The organism is Pseudomonas sp. P135 (genome assembly GCF_020312125.1).
In the GTDB taxonomy this organism is placed as follows: Bacteria; Pseudomonadota; Gammaproteobacteria; order Pseudomonadales; family Pseudomonadaceae; genus Aquipseudomonas; species Aquipseudomonas fragariae.
Genome location: NZ_JAGPYR010000025.1, coordinates 28,381 through 46,892, shown reverse-complemented (window position 1 = coordinate 46,892; position 18,512 = coordinate 28,381). Strand labels below are relative to the sequence as shown.

Genomic DNA, 18,512 nt, shown 5'->3' with positions numbered 1-18,512 from the left:
ATGGGCAAGTTGCTCTGGCGAAGCCGCCACCTGATGAAAGCGCGCAAGCATGACCAGCGAGGCAAGGCCGGTGTCCAGGCGAGGGGCATTATCAGGCATCTGAGTGCCCATTTCCGAATCATTCATAGCGCGTCCCTGCTGACATGCCACCGGTAGGCAAATCTGATCAACCCATCATCTAATAGCAATATGCCATTGTGAAGTGGATCACATTTTTAAAACAAAATGTATCTGGATCTTAACTTTTCAGTTACGCCCCCCCCAGCAATAGAACTCAGAGACCCGGGGGAAGAAAATCGCGGGAGGGGTCGTAGTTCTGTTTTAGATGTAACGCCAGTGCCTTTAGGTCATCAGGACTGAGGGTTCCGGCAGCCTGTTTCAGCTTGAGGTTGTCAAGAATGTAGTCATAACGGGCATTGTTATAATCGCGAACGGCTGCGTAAAGCTGGCGCTGGGCATTGAGGACGTCAGCTATATTGCGAGAGCCAACGTCCACCCCCACCTGGTTGGCCTCCACAGACTTCTGTCCAGAAACAATACCTTGGCGTCGGGCCGCAATTTGCTCTATGTCTGCATTGATACCGCGAAAAGCGTTACGGGCATTCAAAACGACCTCGCGGCGACGGTCTTCCTGTTCGTCCTGACTCTGATAAAGACGCTCGGTGGACTCTCTGATCTGAGAGCTTGTCATTCCGCCTGAGTAAAGAGGGATATTAAGTTCAATACCGATGCTGCTTTGCGCGACCTGGTCGCGATAGCCGTTACTGCCGAAGTCCGTCGGATTGCTGTAGCCAAAGCTGTCGTTGTCGCCCTTTCGATAGGAAGCAACCGCGTCGATAGTGGGAGCATGCCCAGCTTTGCGCTGGCTGAGCGTCTGTTCTGCGGCACTAACTGCATATTCGCTGGCTTGCAATTGAAGGTTCTGCCGCATCGCTGCGTCAACCCAGGCACGAGCGTCGTTGGGTATTGGCGCCTCCACAGGCAATTGATGTCCCATCCCGGCAATTGACGTGTAAGTGCGCTTGGTCAGACGCTCCAGAGCTTCATAGGCATCATCAACTTTCCGCTGGGCCAGTTGACGATTGGCGCGAGCATTGTCATAGGCGGCTTGAGCGTCATACACGTCAGTGATGCTTGAGGCGCCATCCTCCAAACGACCTTGAGCCTGATCCCGCTGGCGCAATAATGCAGCCTCTTCTGCCTGAGCTGCGGCATAGGCATCCATCTGACGCAGGGTTTCAAAATAAGCTTGAGCTGCGGTCAAGAGCAGATTCTGTTCCTTGGCAGAAAGCTCAAGCTCCGCTTGGCTCACACTTGACTGCGCAGCCTTCAATTGGAACCAGCGATCAATGCGAACTAACGGCTGACTGACATTCGCGCGAAATGTTGTACCGCTGCGCTCACGGCTTAACGAAGGCTCATCTCGCTTCAGGCTGGTCGCCTCAGTTGTCGCCCCTGCGGTCAGATTCGGCAGGAGGCCTGCCCGCGCCTGAGGTACTGCTTCGCGTTGCGCGCTGTAGGCATGACGTGCAGCAGAAAGCTGCGCATCGTTAAGCGCTGCGGCCTGGTAAACGCCCAGCAGGTCAGCATGCTGCTCCGTTTGCTCGCGAGAAACAGCTTCGCTGCATGCACAGGTGCAAGCCAGGATGACGATGCCGAGTGGAAGGGAGGGATTCATCTACATTCCATGCGAAAAGAATTCCTGAGTGCCATTAAATTGACCTGTCATGAGTTCGGCGTAATAAAGGAAAGCTTTAGCCTGCTGAAAGGTTTTTTTTACGTACGCTCAGACCTCATGAAAAAACTCTCTAAAACACGTCAGTCTTTGTTTATCACCTTCACATTTGAGCGGTAAGCTAGCCCCCTATGGATGACTCAGACTACCTGCGCCTGTTGACGATCCAGGCCGAACAAGCCAACGCCTTTCTGTCCAATGCGCGGAAGTGGGAGCGTGAGCGCTGGGTTTGTCAGCGCCTGTTGCAGGGGCTGAACATTGCCCATCGCAATGAGGACTTCACGCCTGCCACTCAGGAGCCGCCGGATGTGCTGTTTCGTGACGGGCGCTTCGAGGTGTTTTTCGTGCTGGATGAGGGGCGGCGTCTTAATGACGAGTGGCGCGAGGAGTTGGCGCGACGACGAAGCGCGTTCTCGTTGAGCCAACTGGTACGTCGGGAGGCCAAGCCCAAGCGGATTCCGGCCTCTGACCTGCTGCACCGACTCGCCCCTACCCTGCGCAAGAAATCCACCAACTATCGCGAACGCGGCATTGATCTGGGCGGGCTGGATATCATCGCCTTCGCCAGCCTCAAGCGCGAGGTGCTGGACCTCAACAGTCACTTTCCACCACCGACCGAGTACTTGCGTCAGGGCTGGCGCTCGTTGTCGCTGGTGGGGCCGACCTTCGCTCGGGTATTGTTCGCGCATCCGGGCGCTCCGGATTTTCTGCGTACCAATCTGGGGCGCAGTGTCGTTTTCGATGTTGGAATCAGTTTATGAGCCCCTTGCAGGAACTGCTGGCCGATGTGCCTCAACAAGGTCGTGTGCGCTGGATCGGCGTGCGTCCGCAATCGCGGGTCGAGATGATCGAGCTGGACGCCGTGGAAGCGCGTCGTGAAGCAGGTCTGACCGGCGATCACTCGCGGCCCGGCCCGCGCAATGCACGGCAGGTGACGTTGATTCAGTGGGAGCATCTGGCGGTGGTTGGCTCGTTGCTGAACCGCGCGGCGGATAACCCTATCGTGCCGCAGGATTTGCGGCGCAATCTGGTGATCAGCGGCATCAACCTGTTCAGCCTGAAGAATCGACGTTTCCGGATCGGTCAGGCGATTTTCGAAACCACCGGCTGGTGTCAGCCGTGTGCGCGACTTGAGCAGCGTCTTGGTCACGGGACGTTCCAGGCGGTGCGCGGGCATGGTGGAATCACTGCGCGAGTGTTACAAAGCGGAATCATCCGCCTGGACGATACGCTGCAGGTCGAGCCGCTGGAAATCACCGATCCCTGGCCCCCTGCCCGACAGCACGCCTGAGACAAGGGATAAATTGAGCAGACACCTGAACCCGGAACCGCAAAGGTGTGTCGAAGAGTACCTTCAGGCACACCGGCATCCAGTCGAGCGCAGGCCGCTCCTGACCCGGGCAGTGTGGTGATGAACCCTTTATTGAGCCTTCTGACGCTATGAGCTGCCTTGCGCTCGCGAAGATCGAGCTCCCCCCGAATTCCTTAAACCTTCCGAGTAATCCTTATGACGCATCGTATTGTTATCGTTGGCGGAGGCGCTGGCGGTCTGGAGCTGGCTACCAGTCTGGGCAAGACCCTTGGCAAGAAAGGCACGGCCAGTGTCACGCTGGTTGATGCCAACTTGACGCATATCTGGAAACCGCTGTTGCACGAAGTGGCTGCCGGTTCGCTCAACTCGTATGAGGACGAGCTGAACTACGTGGCTCAGGCCAAGTGGAACAACTTTCAGTTTCAGCTCGGGCGCATGACCGGTCTGGACCGCGCCAGCCGCCAGATTCATCTGGCCGAGACGCTGGATGAAAACGGCGCAGAACTGGTTCCGGCACGCAGCCTGGGTTACGACTCGCTGGTCATCGCCGTGGGCAGCACCACCAACGACTTCGGCACCAAGGGCGCGGCAGAGCACTGCCTGTTTCTTGACAGCCGCAAACAGGCCGAGCGCTTTCACCAGCAACTGCTCAACCACTACCTGCGCGCCCACGCCGGCCAGGCCGACAGCGCGCAGGAAATTACCGTGGCCATCGTGGGTGCCGGTGCAACCGGTGTCGAGCTGGCGGCAGAGCTGCACAACGCGGCACATGAGCTGGCGGCTTACGGGCTGGGTCAGATCAAGCCGGAAAACCTGCGCATCACGGTGATCGAAGCCGGGCCACGGGTGTTGCCCGCGCTGCCCGAGCGCATCGGCGCGCCGGTGCACAAGACGCTGGAAAAGCTCGGCGTGACGGTACTGACCAATGCAGCAGTCAGTGAAGTGACGGCTGATGGCTTGATCACCGCTACCGGGCAGGTCATCCCGGCCAGCCTGAAGGTCTGGGCGGCAGGTATTCGTGCCCCGGCCTTCCTGCATGAACTGGATGGTCTGGAAAGCAACCGGATCAATCAGTTGCAAGTGCTGCCGACGCTGCAAACCACCCGTGACGAAAATATCTTCGCCTTCGGTGACTGCGCTGCCTGCCCGCAAAAAGGCACCGACCGCAACGTCCCGCCGCGCGCTCAGGCCGCCCACCAGCAGGCATCCTTGCTGGTCAAATCGCTGCGCCTGCGGATTGAAGGCAAGACATTGCCGGAGTACACCTACAAGGACTACGGCTCGCTGATCTCGCTGTCGAGCTTCTCGGCCGTCGGCAATCTGATGGGTAACCTGATGGGCAGCGTGATGCTTGAAGGCTGGCTGGCGCGGATGTTCTACGTGTCGCTGTACCGCATGCACCAGATGGCGCTGTACGGCACCTTCCGTACCCTGATGCTGATGCTGGGCAGCAAGATCGGTAAAGGCACCGAGCCGCGGATGAAGCTGCACTAAGCCACACCAGACGAGAGGCGTACGGGAAAACACTATCGTGCCCATGCTCCGTAGCGTGAGGAACGATCATCTCGACTATCGTGCGGCGCTCTGCGTCGCATGCCATTCCGGACGCTCCGCGTCCTCTTAACGACGCAGAGCGTCGTGAACTGCATTCCCACGCTGGAGCGTGAGGAACGATCACCCCACTATCGTGCGGCGCTCTGCGTCGTATGCCATTCCGGACGCTCTGCGTCCTCTTGCGACGCGGAGCGTCGTGAACCGTATTCCCACGCTGGAGCGTGCGGAACGATCATCTCACTATCGTGCGGCGCTCTGCGTCGCATGCCTTTCCGGACGCTCTGCGTCCTCTCCCTAGTGAATCCGGCTGTTCTGCCAACGCGTTCGCTGCGCCGACTTGCGATGCCCCGAATACCCGCTATTTTTAACAGGATCGGGTTGTGCGCCAAGCGACCGGACGGAAGGCTCCCGTACGGGGATCAAGTTTGTCTGCGGCGCGCAGATAACCATTGAGTCGTGTACAACGCTGCACTGTTCAGGGATCGAACCCATGATGTCGAATCAATACAGTAGTGCTCCTGCAGAAAATCATCCGCGTTTCATCTGGTTCTCACTCATTCCCGTCATACCCGCCATTGCCTGGATTCTCACGCAGTTCGGCACGGGTACGGCCAATCTGGTGGCGTGTGCTGCACTGCTGGCGATTGGTCTCGGCGCCTGTGCCTTGGCCGCCCGCTCCCAACAGACCCAAGTGCGCCGCGCCGTGGCTCAGGCGATGGATCACCACCAGGCGCATAGCGCTCAAAGCAGCGCCATGGCGTCCAACGCCCAGTTCAATGAAATCCTCCTCGGTGCCATGCCGATCTGGGCCAAGCAGGTCGAAAGCTCGCGCCAGCAGACCGAAACCGCGATTGTCGAATTGAGCACGCGTTTCATGGGCATCTCCGAGCGCCTGCAGGAAACCGTGCAGGCGTCGCAGCACGCTGCCGGTGAGCTGGACGGTCAGAATGCCGATGGTGCGCTGAAAGTGTTGTCGCAAAGCGACAGCGAACTAAGCCGGGTAATCGACTCGCTCAAATCCACTCAGGCCAGCCGCGACCAGACGCTCTCCCAGGTGCGCAGCCTCACCGCCTATACCGGCGAATTGCGCACCATGGCCGCCGACGTTGCGGCGATTGCCGCACAGACCAACCTGCTGGCCCTCAACGCGGCCATCGAGGCAGCGCGTGCCGGTGAGGCGGGCCGTGGCTTTGCCGTGGTGGCCGATGCGGTGCGCAGCCTGTCGAGCAAATCCAGCGAAACCGGTCAGCAGATGTCCGCCAAGGTCGACATCATCAACAACGCCATCACCCAGTTGGTGCAGGCCGCATCGAGCGGTGCCGATCAGGACAGCCATTCGGTGGCCGCTTCCGAACAAAGCATTCAGAACGTACTGGAGCGCTTCCAGAGCATCACCGGTCGCCTGGCCGAGTCCGCCGACCTGCTCAAGCAGGAGAGCTACGGGATTCGCGACGAAATGACCGAGGTCCTGGTGAACCTGCAGTTTCAGGACCGGGTCAGCCAGATTCTCGCCCACGTACGCGACAACATCGACTCGCTGCACGCGCACCTTCTGCAGGCTAGCCAGTCCCCCGACGAGGCCGTCGCCATCGACGCCCGGCAATGGCTGGCGCGCATGGAGTCTACCTACGCGACCGACGAGCAACGTCGCACTCACCGAGGTGAATCGGCAGCACAGCAGGATTCGCAGGAAATCACGTTTTTCTAGGAGTAAATCATGGCTAAGAGTGTATTGGTGGTCGACGATTCAAGCAGCGTCCGGCAAGTCGTCGGTATCGCGCTGAAGAGTGCCGGATACGACGTTATCGAAGCCTGTGACGGGAAGGATGCACTGGGCAAGCTCACCGGGCAGAAGGTGCACCTGATCATCAGCGACGTGAACATGCCGAACATGGACGGCATCACTTTCGTCAAGGAAGTGAAGAAGCTGGCCAGCTACAAGTTCACGCCCATCATCATGCTGACCACCGAATCCCAGGAATCGAAAAAGGCCGAAGGTCAGGCCGCAGGCGCCAAGGCGTGGGTCGTCAAACCGTTTCAGCCGGCACAAATGCTCGCAGCGGTTTCCAAGCTCATCCTGCCCTGAGACCCAGGCCCCTGGAGGCCAGCATGCCCACGCCAGACGAGAGCACCAACGACACTGCACGCGTGCAGATAGACGGCGAGTTGACGATCTACACCGTGACTGAACTGGCCGCCAAGCTATTGCCACAGATCGGCGCTGCGGCACGCCTGGAGGTTGATCTTTCACAGGTCACCGAGATGGACGGCGCCGGCCTGCAACTGCTGGCAGTGATCCAGCGTGAAGCCGGCAAGACCGGGACTTCGCTGCACCTGACCGGGCAAAGCAAGGCAGTCAGCGAAACCTTCGAGTTATGTAATCCGGGTGTCGTGCTGTAGCGCGTCCATTTGCAGTACTGCCCAGTGATCGATCAAGGAAGTCATCGTGAGTATTAATCTCGATCAGGCACAGCAGACGTTCATCGTTGAAGCGCGAGAGCTTTTGCAGGCCATGGAGGAATCCCTCCTGCAACTCGAAAGCGAGCCCGGCGACCTGGACGCGATCGGCGCGGTCTTCCGCGCAGCGCACACCATCAAAGGCTCGGCCGGACTGTTCGGGCTGACGCCTATCGTCAGTTTTACTCACATCGTCGAAGACGTGCTGGATCGTCTGCGTGAAGGCAGTGTTTCGGTAAACGCCGAGCTGATCGCCGTGCTGCTCAAATCCGGCGATCACATGCTTGAGTTGATCGACGTGGTCGCCAGCCGTGGCGAGCAACTGCAGCAACCTGCACTGGAGCGCGAGGCAGCGCTGCGTCAGGCGTTGCAGGTCTTCCAGGCACCGGCCAGCGCCAGCGCCGCTGACATCGCAAGTGCGCAGGTCGTCAGCGATGATGAACAGTCAGCCGACGTGCTCTGGCATATCTCGCTGCGGTTTGGCGTGGATGTGTTTCGCAACGGCATGGACCCGCTGTCGTTCCTGCGCTACCTCAATACCCTGGGGCAGATGGTCCAGGTCACGACGCTGACCGACAGCATTCCAACAGTTGAAGCGTGGGACCCGGAATCCTGCCACCTGGGCTTCGAGATCGATTTCCGCTCTGCTGCCGGGCACGCCGCGATCAACGAAGTCTTCGATTTCGTGCGTGAAGACTGCGCGGTGGAAATCACGCCGCTGGACGAAACGCCAGACCACGTCGAGCCCACCGGCACCGAACTGGTCTCGCAGCCCGAACACAGCCCTGTGGTGGCCAGCGGCGAACTGCTGGGCGATCAGCGCGCAGTGCCACGTACGCCCGCAACGGCAACGGCAACGGCAACCGCTGTAGAGCGCCCTTCTTCGGGCAGCGAGCAGAAAAACAAGGATGGCCGCTATGTGCGCGTCAACGCCGACAAGCTCGACGAGCTGATCAATCTGGTCGGCGAGCTGGTCATTGCCAGCGCCGGCGCCAGCCTGCTGGCCAAGTCGTGCGACAACGACCCGCTTCAGGAAGCCAGCTCGACGGTGTCGGGGCTGGTCGAGCAGATTCTGGATGGCGCGCTGCACCTGCGCATGATCCCCATCGGCGACACCTTCAATCGCTTCCGCCGTGTGGTGCGCGATGTCAGTCAGGAACTGGGCAAGGACATCGACCTGATTATCAATGGTGCGGAGACCGAACTGGACAAGACCGTCGTCGAAAAGATCGGCGACCCGCTCATGCACCTGCTGCGTAACTCCATGGACCACGGCATCGAGAGCGCCGAAGCACGTCGCGCGGCAGGCAAGCCGGCCAAAGGTCATTTGAGCCTCAACGCGTACCACGACTCGGGCAGCATCGTCATTGAAATCGCCGACGACGGGGCCGGACTCAACCGCGAGCGCATCCTCGACAAGGCCCAGCAACGCGGACTGGTGGCGGCCGGCGCAAGCCTCACCGATCAGGAAATCTACAACCTGATTTTCGAGCCCGGCTTTTCCACTGCCGAGGCCGTCACCAATCTTTCGGGCCGTGGTGTCGGCATGGACGTGGTCAAGCGCAACATTACCTTGCTGCGCGGCACGGTGGATCTGGACAGTCAGCCCGGTCAGGGCACCATCGTGCGCATCCGTCTGCCGCTGACGCTGGCGATCATCAACGGTTTTCTGGTTGGTATCGATCAGTCGACTTACGTGATCCCGCTGGACATGGTGCAGGAATGCATCGAGCTGGACGAACACAACCGGCAGTTGACCCGCGACAGCGGCTACCTGGACCTGCGTGGCGAAGTGCTGCCGCTGGTCTACCTGCGCGACCACTTCAATCATGAAGGCCCGGCCGCCAGGCGCCAGAACGTGGTGGTGGTGCGTTACGCCGAGCACAAGGCCGGGCTGGTGGTCGATGACCTGCTGGGCGAGTTCCAAACCGTTATCAAACCTCTGGGCAAGCTGTTCGGCGCGCTGCGCGGCATCAGCGGCTCGACGATCCTGGGCAGTGGCGCGGTGGCGTTGATTCTCGACATCCCCGCCCTGCTCAACCAGATCGTACACATGGAGGCCCGCTCGACCCAGGCGCCTCAATTCCTGCTGCCCACTTCTCGCTGACGGATTCGCAATTCCCAAGGAGTTACTTCAATGAAATGGTTCTACGATCTGAAGATTTCCACCAAGCTGATTACCTCGTTCCTGGTGGTTCTGGCGTTGACCGCGGCCATGGGAGTCTTTGCCATCATCCAGCTCGGGCAGGTCAACCAGGCCGCTCAGGACATCAAGGAAAACTGGATGCCGTCCATGCGGGCGGCCGCGGGCATGCGCTTCTTCGCCGCCAATTACCGCCTGAAGGAAAACCGCCATATTGCAGCCGACACCGCCCAGGAAAAGGCGCAGATGGAGCTGGAAGCAGCGGACTCTCGCAAACAGTTCGAAACCCGCCTGGCCATTTACGACAAGTTGATTTCCAGTGATGACGATCGTCAGTTGTTCAATAGCGTGAGCGCGTCATGGGCCGCCTACCTGAAGGTCAGCAACGACCTGTTCGATCAGTCACGCCAAAACCTGGAGGCTCAGGCGCGGGCATTGCTCAAGGGCGAATCCAAGACGCATTTCGATGAAGTGACCACTCAGCTGCAAAAAATGGTCGAGCTGAATGAAGCTGGCGCGACTATCGCTGGCAACAAAGGCACCAGCCTGTACGAAACCTCCCGTATCTCGATCATCGTGGTACTGATTGCAGCCTTGATGATCGGCCTGGGTCTGGCGCTGTTCATCGCCCGGATCATTTCCCGCCCGCTGAAGGAGGCCGCAACGGCCGCCGAGCAACTGGCAGAGGGCAATCTCAACGCCCACATCGGCCACGGTTCCAGGGACGAGACTGGCATGGTGCTCAACGCCATGCGCAACATGGTCGGCAAGCTGTCGCACATCATCGGCGATGTGCGTAATGCCGCCGACAACCTGGCCAGCGCTTCGGAAGAAGTCAGCGCCACTGCACAGTCGATGAGCCAGGCCACCAGCGAGCAGGCCGCCAGCGTCGAAGAGACCAGCGCATCGGTCGAGCAGATGAGCGCCAGCATCAACCAGAACACCGAGAACGCCAAAGTCACCGATGGCATGGCCAGCAAGGCCGCCAAGGAAGCCACCGATGGCGGCGAATCGGTGCAGCAGACCGTCGTGGCGATGAAGAAAATCGCCCAGCGCATCAGCATCATCGACGACATCGCTTACCAGACCAACCTGCTCGCCCTCAACGCCGCCATCGAAGCCGCGCGCGCCGGCGAACATGGCAAGGGTTTCGCGGTAGTGGCCGCCGAGGTGCGCAAGCTGGCCGAGCGCAGCCAGGTGGCCGCGCAGGAAATCGGCGAGCTGTCGTCGAGCAGCGTGGAAATGGCCGAGAAGGCCGGCAAGCTGCTGGACGAAATGGTGCCCTCGATCAACAAAACCTCCGACCTTGTGCAGGAAATCAGTGCAGCGTCGGAAGAGCAGGCAGCCGGTGTAGCGCAGATCAACACCGCCATGACCCAGCTCAACCAGGTCACCCAGCAAAACGCATCGAGCAGCGAAGAACTGGCAGCTACGGCTGAAGAAATGAGCAGCCAGGCCGAACAACTGCAACAGGCCATGAGTTTCTTCACCCTCGACGCATCGCCAAGGGCCGTCGCACAGAGCGCTACTTTCGACAGCCGCAACAGCCCGAACCGTCAGCCTCCGCGGCCACCGCAACAGGCTCCGCGCAAGGCATTTGCGCAAAGCATGGCGGGCGCCCCGGACGAATCGGAATTTACCCGTTTCTGATTGCCGGCTTCGATAGAGACTCCAGGGGAGAACGACATGGGCTCATTGGTCACGACTCGGCAGACCGCAGCGACGGTCGAAGAAGAGGCGCAGTACCTGACTTTCATGCTCGGTGGCGAGATGTTCGCCATCGGCATTCTGGGCATCAAGGAAATCATCGAGTACGGCAGCCTGACGGTGGTGCCGATGATGCCCGCCTTCGTGCGCGGGGTGATCAATCTGCGCGGCGCTGTGGTGCCTGTGGTTGATCTGTCGGCGCGCTTCGGGCGACAGAACTCGGCCATCACCCGGCGCTCGTGCGTGATCATCATCGAGGCCAACAGTGAGGACGGCCAGCCGCAGGACATCGGCCTGCTGGTCGACAATGTCTCGGCGGTGCTGGAGATTCCGGCGTCGCAGATCGAGCCGCCGCCGAACTTCGGTGCGCGAATTCGCGCCGACTTCATCAGCGGCATGGCCAAGGTCGACGGCAAGTTCGTGATCGTTCTCGAGGTCGACCGCGTGTTGTCCATCGATGAAATGTCCAGCCTTGCCGAAGCAGGCCAGTCGCTGCCGCCCGACGTCGACGCGACGTGAGGTCTGCACATGCCTGATACAGCGTCGCTCACCGATCGCGAATTCGGCCAGTTCCAGAACTGGCTGTACAACGCTGCGGGCATCAAACTGACGCTGGCCAAGAAAGCGCTGGTGGCCGGCCGCCTGTTCAAGCGTCTCAAACATTACGAGCTGGACAGCTATGGCGAGTATTTCAAGCTGATCATGAACGATCAGCGCAACGGCGAGCTGCAAGTGGCGCTGGACCTGCTGACCACCAACGAAACGTATTTCTTCCGCGAACCCAAGCACTTCGACTTTCTGCGTCAGCAGGTGCTGCCCAAGGTCACACACGGCAAAATGTTCCGCATCTGGAGCGCCGCCAGTTCGTCTGGCGAAGAGCCCTACAGCCTGGCCATGACTCTGGCCGAGCAACTGGGCACCACGCCTTGGGAAGTGGTCGGCTCGGACATCAGCACCCGCGTGCTGAGCAAGGCGCGCAGCGGTCACTACCCTATGGAACGCACCGAGACGTTGCCGCAACCTTTGCTGTTCAAATATTGTCTGAAAGGCACAGGTCGCCAGGAAGGGACCTTCCTGATCGACAAGTCGTTGCGCAGCCGGGTCAGTTTCGTACAGGTCAATCTCAATGACACCCTGCCGGATCTGGGCGAGTTCGACGTCATTTTCCTGCGCAACGTGATGATTTATTTCGATCAGGAAACCAAAAGCAAAGTGGTGGCGCGGTTGATCCCCCGTCTCAAGCCAGGAGGCTATTTCATCATCAGCCACTCGGAAAGCCTGAACGGTGTGAATGACATGTTGAAAATGGTCTCCCCTTCGATTTACCGCAAACCATGAACACGCCTGTCGGTGTAGCCGAAATAGTGCTGGGGCCTGGCGAAGTGGTCTTTCAGACCCGGCCGACTCGCCTGCGCACGTTGCTGGGTTCATGCGTGGCGATTACCTTCTGGCACCCGTGGCGGCGTATTGGCGGCATGTGCCACTTCATGCTACCCGGGCGCATACGCCGGCATCAGCCACTGGACGGCAGGTACGCTGACGAAGCGATGGAAATACTCATTCGTCATGCACTGGCCAATGGCACGCTGCCGGAGGAATATCAGGTCAAGCTGTTTGGCGGCGGCGAAATGTTTCCTGCTCATCGCCATGACCCGCACATGCGTAACGTCGCTGACAGCAACGTTCACGCGGCGCTTGCACTGGCCGAACAGAACCGCCTGAAACTGATGGCTCAGGACCTGGGCAGCACCGGCCATCGCAGCATCATCTTCGACCTGTGGGACGGAAACGTATGGGTCAGGCACCAACCAATGGAAGCAATGGAAAAAGATGCCAAACAAAAAAATCAGCGTACTGCTGGTCGATGATTCGGCTGTAGTTCGTCAGGTACTGGTGGCCATTCTCAACGACACCCCCGATATTCATGTGATGGGCGCGGCGTCAGACCCGATATTTGCCATGAGCAAGCTCGCTCAGGAATGGCCGGACGTCATTGTGCTGGACGTGGAGATGCCGCGCATGGACGGCATCACCTTTCTCAAGAAGATCATGAGCGAGCGGCCGACGCCGGTGGTGATCTGCTCGTCGCTGACCCAGAAAGGCGCCGAAACCTCATTGCAGGCGCTGTCTGCCGGGGCGGTGGAAATCATCACCAAGCCCACCACCGGGCTGAAGAACTTCCTCATCGATTCGGCCGCCGAGCTGGTTGCAGCAGTACGCGCAGCAGCCAACTCCAACGTCAGAAACCTCGGCAAGCGCACCGCCGCCCCAGTGCTGAACCCAGCCAGCAAACTGACCGCCGATGCCATTTTGCCAGCTGCCAGCGGCCATGCCATGGCGCAGACCACTGAACGCATCGTCGCCATCGGCACCTCGACAGGCGGTACACAGGCACTCGAAGCGGTGCTGACTGCCCTGCCCCGCGTCTGTCCCGGCATGGTCATCGTCCAGCACATGCCGGAGAAATTCACCGCATCGTTCGCCGAACGCCTGAACAGCCTGAGTCAGATTGAGGTGCGCGAGGCCAGAAACAACGACCGCATCCTGCCCGGCCTCGCGCTGATCGCCCCCGGCGGTAAACACATGATGGTCACGCGCAGCGGCGCCTATTATCACGTCCAGGTCATCGACGGCCCGCTGGTCAACCGCCATCGTCCTTCGGTGGACGTGCTGTTCCGTTCGGTGGCCAAATTCGCCGGCAAGAACGCCACCGGCATCATCATGACCGGCATGGGCGACGACGGCGCACGCGGGCTCAAGGAAATGCTCGACGCCGGCAGCGCGACAGTGGCTCAGGACGAGGCCAGTTGCGTGGTGTTCGGCATGCCCAAGGAAGCGATCAAACTGAACGCGGCGCAGCGGATCATTCCGCTGCAGGAGATTCATCAGGCGATCCTGCACCGGTGAACCCGAAGCTGTCGCCGTGCAGCCAGCGTTTCTTTCGACACCCACGTTTCAAGACACAAACCCCGGTCGCACGGCAATGCTCAGAAAAACAGCCTTACCGGGCCCACGGCGGCGGCAGCAAGGCCTGATGGTCAGCGCTGGACCTCGATGACCCTGAAGCCCCATCAGAGAATGAGACCAACTGGAAAAAAGGCTCGGCCTCCAGGTTCCTGTGCTGATTGGAAGTCCCTGATCTGTTGCTTTTATGCTCATTGCGATAAGACGCATAGCTCCAGTGCCCCGGAGAGACATCGGAGTCCGGGCGATGGCTGCTCTGCCTTACACCGGCGGCGCTCAACTCCTGTTCGATACTGCTGATCATCCCCCTCATTTTGCCCATGTACTCTGGGCTGTAGGTGTTGTCTGCACGGTCGGGCTTGGCGTAGATCGTGAACTGAGCGCCCAGCGCCACGCGCTGCTTTGCCGCCGGCATCTCTGCTTGCAGGCATTTCATGTCAGTCACTTTCCACGAGTCAACCGGACTGTCGCTCGCCTGCAGTATTGAATGCATGCGGTACATCCTCAGGTGCAACGCTGAGGTGGATCTTGTCTCCGGCAAACTCCCCCTTGCAGTTCGGCTCCAGGCGATCCATATGGATGAAGACCTCAGACCCCGTCATCTTGAAATGATTGGCGGCAGTCCAGCCACCGTGATTTTCACCCAACGCGCTTTGTGCGACGTCATAAGTGGGGGCACGATGGTGAACGGCGAAACGTGTCGGTGTATTGGCACGCACTTCGCTCTGATTCAAACGGCGCAATTGCGCACCTGCATCCTTCTTCAAGTCCGCTGGGCAATTGCCGTATTGAGTTTTAAATTGAAGGCGGGTCTGTTGATAGGCATAGCTTTTATACCTGCTACTTATCGGTCATGAAAAAGGGGGTTGCGCAGATAGCGCAGCATCTGCGCAACCTCTTCAACTCGCCGCTCTGCACTGCTCGTTGACGACCTCGCAGATAGCTGCCCGCTGAGCGGTCGACAGGTAAAACAGGTTCCATGAAGCAGGATCAGGAAAACTGATCGCCTTTCGAGAACCCGACATCGTGTTTGATCTTGCCGTTCTCGAACTGGTCCATCCATGGCAGCACATCGGCCCCGGCCGCTTTCAGGGCGCCCATGTTGTCTTTCACGGCCTGGTTGGCGCCGTCGCGCTGTTCGAAGTTACCGCCCCCGGTCCAGTTGGCGTTACCGACTTCACCGATTTGCGGCTTGAAGCCCGCGCTCGTAAGCGCCTTGATCTCCGATGACAAACGCGAAGAGGCATCAGCACCGCTGGCGTACTCATGGATGCTGCCGATCAGGCCAGGGTTGTTGCTGCCGTTGGCGGCTTTCAGCTGATCAGCGTATTTGACCAGCCCGCTTTCCCCGCCGGCCGTCAGACCACCACCCCAATTGCTGTCCTCCACCACGATGTCGCCTTTGTAACCAGCGTCGCGGGCTGACTTGATCAACGTGCTCTGCATATCGGCCCAACCCTGAGTGGCACTCTTGCCGCCCTCATTGAACGTATCGAGTACAAAACTCGGATGGTTTCCAAGGGCAGAAACCACGTTTTTGACATCGTCGGCGGCTTGTTGGAGCTTGTCGCCGGACAAGACATTGCCACCGCCGCCATTGGCGTTGTCACGAAACGTAAACTGAATCTTGACCCCTTGTTTGTCGCCGGCATCGACCATCGCCTTGAGTTTGGCCATTTGCGCCGGGTCATTGATCTGGTCATGGGTCATCTGGATGCGAAGTGTTCCCCCTCCGGCATTTTTCACGTCTTCGACCATTTTTTGCGCTGCCTCAGGAGACGCAATCCGGTCAGGAACCGTATTCGCGCCGCCATGAGAACCCAAGCCAGTGTTATTGAACGGTTGGGCTTGATTTGACTGCTCAGACAGTCCTGAGTCTGGCGTCGAACTGGCAGCACCGCCGGGAGAAGCAGAAGCCCGACCTGGCCCGGACGAAGCAGGTGACGGGTTCTCGGAAGGGTTATTTGCAGAAGAGTTACTTGCGGAAGAATCACCGAGCAAGCGTTTCAGCAGCGCCTGAATCAGCGTCGTCAACGCCTCGATCAAGTCACTTTGATCGCCCCCTCGTGCTTGTCCATTCCCGGCGGTGGCGGTTGTCGGCGCGCCATTCCCCCAACTCACCGTGTTCGGCGAGCGCTGGGTACTTTCCGGAGGAAGAAAGTGCACGGCATTGCTCGACGACTTACCTGAATAGTCCGGACTCGGAGCCAGGTTGCCCGACGAGACAGGCGACCACCCCGGGCTGTTGTTGTTTACAGAGGTATTCATACTCATTTCATTACTCCTTTTTTGTGGAGGTAACGCGTTTGGGTGAACGGTTTTTTGTACAGGGTTTCAGAAATCCTCTTTATCGTCTTTACGCGTTCAAGCAGATGAAATTCATTTGAAAGGGCCCTTTAGATAAGCCCGTTCTGCGTCTCGCAAGATGGCAATATCCACGGCGTTGGGTAGCAGTCTTTTGGCCTCGGTAATGTTTGCCAGCTTGACGCTTTGAGATTCAAAACCCATATCGGACGGTATGCCATCTATGCGTTTGGCAAGGTAATAACGAGTACGGGATGTTGTTCGGTCGTAGTCACCGATAAAGCCGTGGAATTCCACCAGAAGCCCCGTCTCTTCGTAGACTTCCTTGAGTGCATTGGTCCTCAAGTTCAGACCGGCTTCCTGCTTTCCCTTGGGAAAAGCGTGCGTTGCGCCGAACGGGTGATTGGTCGGCTCGGTGATCCATACCCTGCCGTCGGGCTCAAAAATGATCGCTCCACTGGCGGGAGCAAGGTGCTGAGAACGCTTGAATTCCGGCTCTGTGAAGTTGACCGCCCGGGTTGTAAATCGGCGCCAGCCATCCATCGTGTCTGGGGGTGTAAATGATCTGAACGGCAGGTTGTTCATGCTGCCACGGACAGCGCTGTGAGGTACAAAAACGGCGGTTGCGTATCGATCACGCCACGTATCCGCCGCACTGGGTGACGTGGGGTTTTTAACAGTGACAACATCGCCGCGCTCGTTCTTTCGGCGATGAATATAAGGAAGCGTCTGCTTCATATCGACAAGCCACTTCTTCCGACTGATCAGTCTCTTGCCGAGCTCAATGCGTTCGCTGTGATTGCCAGGGCCGTGTTCTGCGCAAAGTGCGGCAATACGCGCATCCGGTATTTTTTCTATCGCTGCAATACCCTCGCGGATGTCATTACGCTCGATTTTCCGGAAGGCACGACTGGACGAATTGTCTTCACGAGACAGCATCGTGACCAGCTCCATGGGCGTGGTACCGAACTGATTACCCTTGTGCTCCCCTTGGGCGCGGAAGACCAGCGCACCGCCAAGGTCGATGCGCACAGGTTTGTTACGGTGATTGAAGATGACATTGTCCCCCGTCAGACCGATGACATCCCAGTTCGCCAGCCAGGCATCCACAGCAAAGCCGCACTTCAACTGACTATTTTTTGCCAGCGTATCGAGGTCTTTGGGGTTCCCTACTATCAGTTTTGAAATCAGTGCGGGCTTGCCTTTGCGGGACGCCAGTTCTATGTCAGGAACATCGATTCCTGCGGCACGGTACAGTCTGGAGGCAAGCACCTCGTTTCGAAGTCTATTGGCAGACGGGTTGGTTTTCACATACCACTTAACGCCATTGGGCGCTTGAAACAATCCACCTGGATTAGAGCCCTTGGCGCCAGAGAGTTGTTTCCATTTGTCAGTCTCGACGAGGGCGAATTCACCTCCCCTCTTGGACCGCCCTAAAACCGTCATGTCGACGACAATAAACTCACCGCTCCGGCGAGCCTGCGTAATTTCGTACCGGTTGGTGATATCCAGAATGACTTCATGTTCACTCTTGCTGGCCACCGATAACGGCAACCGGCTCTCACTGAGTGTCACACCCTTTGCACCACTGTGGTTGAGCGCAGGAACGGCAGGCATCGCTTTCAGTACAAAAAGAACCGGTGTTTCTTTTTTCCTCTTCGCGTTCACCAGCGCAAAGCCTTGCGAAACGTCTGACACTGTCGAGGCACTGGCCACCCCGGTCGCGGTGTAAACGCCTTTAACCACGCGCAGGCCGTGAATAAGACCATGGGCTATTTCGCGACTGCGGTAACCCTTGGAGGTATTCAGTAACAGCGACGCCGCCTCATCATCCAGAGATATCCCCCGATAAAGCACTTTAGGCTGATCCGACTTGGCCAACTCAATGGAGTAGCGCGGTATGGAGGCTCTCAGGTCCGCAAATTCTTCTTCGGTTGTTTCAGAGGCCGTGTACTTCTGCAGCAGTCGCATGAACTCTTTGCCGTCTATCGAATCCAGTACGCTGTCCTGCCGACCCGCCAAACGACACTCTTCGGCAGTATTGAATTGCTCCACTGGAACTCCCTTGCCTCGCCCTCGCGAAACAAAGTTGGGCACTTTATTACTGGCAGGCCCCAGTGCCGAGGTACTTTGAGCGTTTGAAAACCCAAGGTGACTAAAATTGTGTTTTACGGGATTTATCATTAAGCACTCCTGAACGTTCGTCTTGGGGCTCGCGATGAACATTCGTCCTTGAAATTACAGGCATCAGGACCTTTATCAGACTCGAACGCGATCAGCCGATACTCGCAAGGCAAATAGCCACTTTTCGGATTGATCCAATCATGGATAACGCC

At 58.7% G+C, this 18,512-nt stretch carries 15 protein-coding genes and 1 pseudogene; 12 read left to right on the top strand and 4 right to left on the bottom strand.

Annotated elements, in window-relative coordinates; all coding sequences use genetic code 11:
• Positions 1-274: 274 nt before the first annotated feature.
• On the bottom strand, positions 275-1,678 hold the full coding sequence (locus tag KBY08_RS24550; protein ID WP_111522691.1) for a TolC family outer membrane protein: 1,404 nt from the start codon (positions 1,676-1,678) through the stop codon (positions 275-277).
• Positions 1,679-1,866: 188 nt separating this feature from the next.
• Between KBY08_RS24550 and KBY08_RS24545 the strand changes: the two genes are divergently transcribed.
• The 12 genes from KBY08_RS24545 to KBY08_RS24490 all read left to right on the top strand — a co-directional run bounded on the left by KBY08_RS24545 (position 1,867) and on the right by KBY08_RS24490 (position 13,815).
• A complete protein-coding gene (locus KBY08_RS24545) occupies positions 1,867-2,496 on the top strand; it encodes a DUF1780 domain-containing protein (RefSeq protein ID WP_060400845.1) in 630 nt (209 codons plus the stop codon).
• Positions 2,493-3,026, top strand: coding sequence for an MOSC domain-containing protein (locus KBY08_RS24540; protein WP_003317783.1), 534 nt, complete (start codon positions 2,493-2,495; stop codon positions 3,024-3,026). The genes KBY08_RS24545 and KBY08_RS24540 overlap by 4 nt, the downstream gene beginning before the upstream one ends.
• A 216-nt stretch (positions 3,027-3,242) precedes the next feature.
• Complete coding sequence (locus KBY08_RS24535) at positions 3,243-4,541, top strand: NAD(P)/FAD-dependent oxidoreductase (RefSeq protein ID WP_003392712.1); 1,299 nt, start codon at positions 3,243-3,245, stop codon at positions 4,539-4,541.
• A gap of 550 nt (positions 4,542-5,091) precedes the next feature.
• Complete coding sequence (locus tag KBY08_RS24530) at positions 5,092-6,309, top strand: methyl-accepting chemotaxis protein (protein ID WP_080374765.1); 1,218 nt, start codon at positions 5,092-5,094, stop codon at positions 6,307-6,309.
• Between the two features lie 9 nt (positions 6,310-6,318).
• Positions 6,319-6,687: a response regulator gene (locus KBY08_RS24525; RefSeq protein WP_002553206.1), complete on the top strand. Its 369-nt coding sequence runs from the start codon at positions 6,319-6,321 to the stop codon at positions 6,685-6,687.
• A gap of 23 nt (positions 6,688-6,710) precedes the next feature.
• Positions 6,711-7,001 (top strand): lipid asymmetry maintenance protein MlaB, encoded by a 291-nt coding sequence (locus KBY08_RS24520; protein ID WP_024638548.1) that lies wholly within the window; start codon positions 6,711-6,713, stop codon positions 6,999-7,001.
• A 46-nt stretch (positions 7,002-7,047) separates the two neighbouring features.
• On the top strand, positions 7,048-9,165 hold the full coding sequence (locus KBY08_RS24515) for a chemotaxis protein CheA (RefSeq protein WP_011266629.1): 2,118 nt from the start codon (positions 7,048-7,050) through the stop codon (positions 9,163-9,165).
• A 30-nt stretch (positions 9,166-9,195) separates the two neighbouring features.
• Positions 9,196-10,851 (top strand): methyl-accepting chemotaxis protein, encoded by a 1,656-nt coding sequence (locus KBY08_RS24510; protein ID WP_032654591.1) that lies wholly within the window; start codon positions 9,196-9,198, stop codon positions 10,849-10,851.
• Positions 10,852-10,887: 36 nt separating this feature from the next.
• On the top strand, positions 10,888-11,427 hold the full coding sequence (locus tag KBY08_RS24505; RefSeq protein WP_003403299.1) for a chemotaxis protein CheW: 540 nt from the start codon (positions 10,888-10,890) through the stop codon (positions 11,425-11,427).
• A 9-nt stretch (positions 11,428-11,436) separates the two neighbouring features.
• Complete coding sequence (locus KBY08_RS24500) at positions 11,437-12,246, top strand: CheR family methyltransferase (protein ID WP_024638552.1); 810 nt, start codon at positions 11,437-11,439, stop codon at positions 12,244-12,246.
• Positions 12,243-12,776, top strand: a complete 534-nt coding sequence (gene cheD, locus KBY08_RS24495) for a chemoreceptor glutamine deamidase CheD (protein WP_003403301.1) — start codon at positions 12,243-12,245, stop codon at positions 12,774-12,776. The genes KBY08_RS24500 and cheD overlap by 4 nt, the downstream gene beginning before the upstream one ends.
• Positions 12,739-13,815, top strand: coding sequence for a protein-glutamate methylesterase/protein-glutamine glutaminase (locus KBY08_RS24490; RefSeq protein WP_011266626.1), 1,077 nt, complete (start codon positions 12,739-12,741; stop codon positions 13,813-13,815). The genes cheD and KBY08_RS24490 overlap by 38 nt, the downstream gene beginning before the upstream one ends.
• Before the next feature lie 94 nt (positions 13,816-13,909).
• Here KBY08_RS24490 and KBY08_RS24485 read toward each other — a convergent pair.
• The 3 genes and pseudogenes from KBY08_RS24485 to KBY08_RS24475 form a co-directional block, all read right to left on the bottom strand.
• Positions 13,910-14,698: pseudogene (locus KBY08_RS24485) on the bottom strand (type III effector).
• 164 nt (positions 14,699-14,862) lie between these two features.
• Positions 14,863-16,146 (bottom strand): cellulase family glycosylhydrolase, encoded by a 1,284-nt coding sequence (locus KBY08_RS24480; RefSeq protein ID WP_011266625.1) that lies wholly within the window; start codon positions 16,144-16,146, stop codon positions 14,863-14,865.
• Positions 16,147-16,251: 105 nt separating this feature from the next.
• Positions 16,252-18,360, bottom strand: a complete 2,109-nt coding sequence (locus tag KBY08_RS24475) for an NUDIX hydrolase (protein WP_161936306.1) — start codon at positions 18,358-18,360, stop codon at positions 16,252-16,254.
• Positions 18,361-18,512: the final 152 nt, after the last annotated feature.